This is a genomic window from Pauljensenia hongkongensis (assembly GCF_001746855.1).
GTDB lineage: Bacteria > Actinomycetota > Actinomycetes > Actinomycetales > Actinomycetaceae > Pauljensenia > Pauljensenia hongkongensis.
Genome location: NZ_CP017298.1, coordinates 2,030,775 through 2,034,864, shown reverse-complemented (window position 1 = coordinate 2,034,864; position 4,090 = coordinate 2,030,775). Strand labels below are relative to the sequence as shown.

Below are 4,090 nucleotides of genomic sequence, written 5' to 3'. Positions count from 1 at the left end.
TGCGGCGGCGCGCGCGACGAGGCCCGCGAGGCGCCCGGCGTCCTCCGCCCCCGCTGGGATGTCCCACGTGCCGCGCACATGGGAGGCGAACAGGCCGACCTGGTCGGTGGTCTGCGAGGCCCCCACCCCCCGCAGTTCGAAGGGCCGGTCGGCGCTGACCACGACGAGGGGCAGGCGGGCGTGGCTGGCCTCGGCGACTGCGGGGTGCAGCTCGGTGACGGCGGTGCCGCTGGTGGTGATGACGGCCGCCAGGACGCCCGCGCGGGCGAGGCCGACGCAGTAGAAGCCGGCGCTGCGCTCGTCGATGGCCACGGTCGTCCCGACCAGCCCGCCGAGGCCGGAGAGCGCGTAGGCGAAGGGCGCGTCCCTGGACCCGGGGCAGTAGACGACGTGCCCGACTCCGGCCCCTATGAGGGAGCCGACGACGGCGCGGGCGGCCAGGATCGACGGGTTCTCGGTCATGGGCCCACTCTAGCGGCACGCGCGGTGCGCCCCGGGGGCGGCCGGACCTAGTGCCGGAACCGGGCCACCACCGCAGGACCAACGCGCCGGGGCGGGACGGCGCGCCCGGTCGGACCGGTCCGTGCGGCGCACTGCGCTGGACCCGTGTGGCGGGAAACCGGCGCGCCCGGTGGAACGGCACACGGCGCCCCCTGCCCGGGGCCACGGCCTCACCTGTCGAGGATGTGCGGCGCGCAGGCCATGAGCCGCGCCAACCACTTCGACAGCAGGTCGCCGTCGACGGGGCTGTGGTCGATGAGCTTGGGGTCCGGGCTGCGGGTGGCGACGTGGATGCGCCCGCCCGACACCTCCAGCGGCGCGGTGACGTCGGCGGCCAGCAGGCTCGCCGTGGCCAGTCCGCAGGCCAGGGCCCTTCCTGGCAGGGCGGCGGCGGTGCGCACGCCGGCGGCGAGGCCGACGGAGGTCTCCAGCGCGGAGGAGACGACGACCCTGAGCCCGGTGTCGCGAGCGATGCGGAGGGCCCGCTCCGGGCCGCCCAGCGGCGCGATCTTGATGACGGCGACCTGGGCGCCGCTCATACGGGCGGCGGCGACCGGGTTGGGGGCCCGCCTGATGGACTCGTCGGCGGCGATGGGCACGTCGATGAGGCGGTGCAGCTCGTAGAGCTCGTCGGCGGTGGCGCAGGGCTGCTCCACGTACTCGATGGGCACGTCCCCGGCGGCGCGCTCGAGCTCGTGGATGGCGGTGACCGCCTGGTCCACGTCCCACGCGCCGTTGGCGTCGAGGCGGATCCAGCGCTCGCGTTTGACGGTGCGTGTGAGGGCGTCGGCGACCGCCTCGACGCGCGCGCAGTCCTCCTTGAGGGTGGATCCGGGGTCGGCGACCTTCACTTTCGCGGTGGCGCAGCCGTGGGACTCCTCGACCCGGGCGGCGGCGGCCTCGGGGCTGAGCACGGGGACGGTGACGTTGACGGGGACGCTCTTGCGGCGGGTGAAGGGGATGGGCACGGTCGCCTCGTTGATGGCCGCGTCGATCCACCGCGCCGACTCCTCGGGGCCGTAGTCCCAGAACGGAGCGGCCTCCCCCCACCCGGCTTTGCCGTGCAGCAGGATCCCGTCGCGGCTGGTGACCCTCCTGAACCGGGTCCGCATGGGCACCGAGTAGACCAGGAGGTCCTTGATGGCTTTGAATTTCTTGCGCAGCAGCGGCGGAAGGGTTTTCATGGGGATGCGGGTGAGTGTCGCCGTGGCGCGGGTCTTCGTCATTGGCCCTTCGTCGGGCGTCAGGCGGGTGGTCATGGGCTTCCCCTGGGTGGTGGGCGCGGCGGGATGCGTACAGCGATGCCATTATCCCGCTTTTCTGCCGGTCGGGAAAGCGGCTGTCTCAGAGAGGGTACGCTGGTTGCATGAGCGCCCTCCCTTATGTTTCAGACACTTTTGACCAGGCGCGCTGGCGCCCGGTCGAGGACTTCTCCTTCACGGACATCACCTACCACCGCGGGATCTCGCGGGGCGAGGAGCTGGACGGGCGCGAGGCGGGCGCCGACATGCCCGTCGTGCGGGTGGCATTCGACCGGCCGCAGATCCGCAACGCGTTCCGGCCGTTGACGGTCGACGAGCTGTACGCGGCGCTCGACCACGCCCGGCGCGCCCCGGACGTGGCCGCCGTGATCCTCACGGGCAACGGTCCCTCCCCCAAGGACGGCGGGTACTCCTTCTGCTCGGGCGGGGACCAGAGGATCCGGGGGCACGACGGCTACTGCTACGAGGTGGAGGGGGCCGACGCCTCGGCGGACACAGGCCGCAGGCGCGAGCAGGTGGACCCCGCCAGGGCGGGCCGACTCCACATCCTGGAGGTGCAGCGCCTGATCCGCTCGATGCCGAAGGCCGTCATCGCCGCGGTCCCCGGGTGGGCGGCCGGCGGGGGGCACTCGCTCAACGTCGTCGCGGACCTGTCGGTGGCGTCGGTGGAGCACGCGGCCTTCATGCAGACGGACGCGAACGTGGGGTCCTTCGACGCGGGCTACGGCTCGGCCCTGCTGTCGAGGCAGGTCGGGGACAAACGGGCGCGCGAGATCTTCTTCCTGGCCGAGCACTACGACGCCAGGACCGCCGAGCGGTGGGGCGTGGTGAACCGCGCCGTCCCCCACGCCCAGTTGGAGGAGACGGCCCTGCAGTGGGCGCGCACCATCGCCTCGAAGTCGCCGCAGGCGATCCGCATGCTGAAGTACGCGTTCAACCTGGCCGACGACGGCCTGGCGGGCCAGCAGCTGTTCGCGGGCGAGGCGACGCGCATGGCGTACATGACGCCCGAGGCGCAGGAGGGCCGCGACGCGTTCCTGGAGCACCGGGCCCCCGACTGGTCGCCGTACCCGTACTACTACTGAGCGGCCACTGGGCGGGGCGCCCGCGCCCCCGCTCGGCTCCGGGGCAGTCCGCGCCGGGGGCCAGGATGGCCGCGCTCCCCTGCGGCCCCTCTATTCGCGGGGTGTTCCGCCGTACTGGGTGATGATCTGGCGGTAGTGGGCCGAGCGGGCGGCGTACTCCGCCAGCATGGGGTCCAGTTCGGCGCGGTGCTGGTTGTAGAAGAGCACGGACTGGTCCCAGGTCTGGTCGTAGAGGTCGTGGGACCACCCGGAGCTCCGGCGGCACTGGGCGTCGTGCGCGGCGACTTCGACCTCATCGGCGGAGGGCTTCCCCGAGGGGCGCCAGTCCCATTTTTCCCTCAGTGAGTCGGGCATGCGCATGCTCCCCGCCTCCCAGGGCCGGTCGGGCAGGTCGGCGATCCCCAGTGGCGCCATGCACTGGCGCCACGCGGCCGCGTCCGCCTGCAGCTGCGGCCCTGTCGTGTCGATGTGGAACCGGTTGAGCTGGGACTGGATGGAGTCGAGCGTCGCCTGGTCGGGGCCGTCCCCAGTCGGCAGGCGCCGCGGGGGCTCGCCCTCATTGACTTCCGCCGTGGCGCGGTCCAAGCACGCGTACCACTGGTCCTTGAACTCCGGGCTCGCGTTCTCGTACAGTCCGCCTCCCCCTGCCGCCTCCACATCGGCCTCGATGAGGTACTGGGGGTTCGGCGCGTTCCGGTACCCGTACTGGGCCGCCAGCTCCTCGTTGAAGAGGCGCCCGACCCCGTCAGGGGCCGTGGTGCGCGGGCGCGGGGCAGTTGAGTCGTAGTTCTCGCGGAAATCCGCGTAGCCGTTCTCGTGCATGCACGTCGCGGTGACCACGCTCTGGGCGTGCAACCGCAGATCGTTGGTATCGACGCCGAAGTAGACCGCCAGGGGCGTCGACCACGTGGCCTCGTCCTTCGCCACGCCGTTGACCACTTCCCCCGGCACGGGCACCGGATCCGACTGCGCGCCGCCCGAGACCGGCTGGGACTGCCCAGCGCCCGAGGCCGGGGGCGCCTCGGCGGCACCGGTTCCGCCACCGCAGCCGCTCAACGCCGCAGAACACAGCACTAACCCCACTGACGCCGTCATCACGACTGCCCGGTTCCACATCACTCCCGCTCCTTCGCGCATGAGGGCCTCTGCCTTCCACGGCAACCACGCACCCGGTCTACACCTTTTGGAATGATCGATCAAGACCGCGTGCCCCCATCCACACCCCGGGTCGGCGCGCCCGCC

General features: G+C 72.5%; 4 protein-coding genes. 1 reads left to right on the top strand and 3 read right to left on the bottom strand.

The genetic code is table 11. The features are described from left to right. Both BH719_RS08425 and BH719_RS08420 read right to left on the bottom strand, forming a co-directional pair. Positions 1–462: thiamine pyrophosphate-binding protein (locus BH719_RS08425; protein ID WP_009744416.1), on the bottom strand; the 462-nt coding region annotated here is incomplete at its 3' end. 209 nt (positions 463–671) lie between these two features. Further along, positions 672–1,760 (bottom strand): o-succinylbenzoate synthase, encoded by a 1,089-nt coding sequence (locus tag BH719_RS08420; RefSeq protein WP_009744415.1) that lies wholly within the window; start codon positions 1,758–1,760, stop codon positions 672–674. A gap of 107 nt (positions 1,761–1,867) precedes the next feature. Between BH719_RS08420 and BH719_RS08415 the strand changes: the two genes are divergently transcribed. After that, entirely contained in the window at positions 1,868–2,848 is a 981-nt protein-coding gene (locus BH719_RS08415) for a 1,4-dihydroxy-2-naphthoyl-CoA synthase (protein WP_009744414.1), read from the top strand. Between the two features lie 90 nt (positions 2,849–2,938). On the opposite strand, the gene BH719_RS08410 is transcribed toward BH719_RS08415, so the two are convergent. Beyond that, the gene (locus tag BH719_RS08410) at positions 2,939–3,967 is read right to left on the bottom strand and encodes a hypothetical protein (protein ID WP_157098223.1); all 1,029 of its coding nucleotides are present in this window, start codon (positions 3,965–3,967) and stop codon (positions 2,939–2,941) included. Between the last annotated feature and the right edge of the window lie 123 nt (positions 3,968–4,090).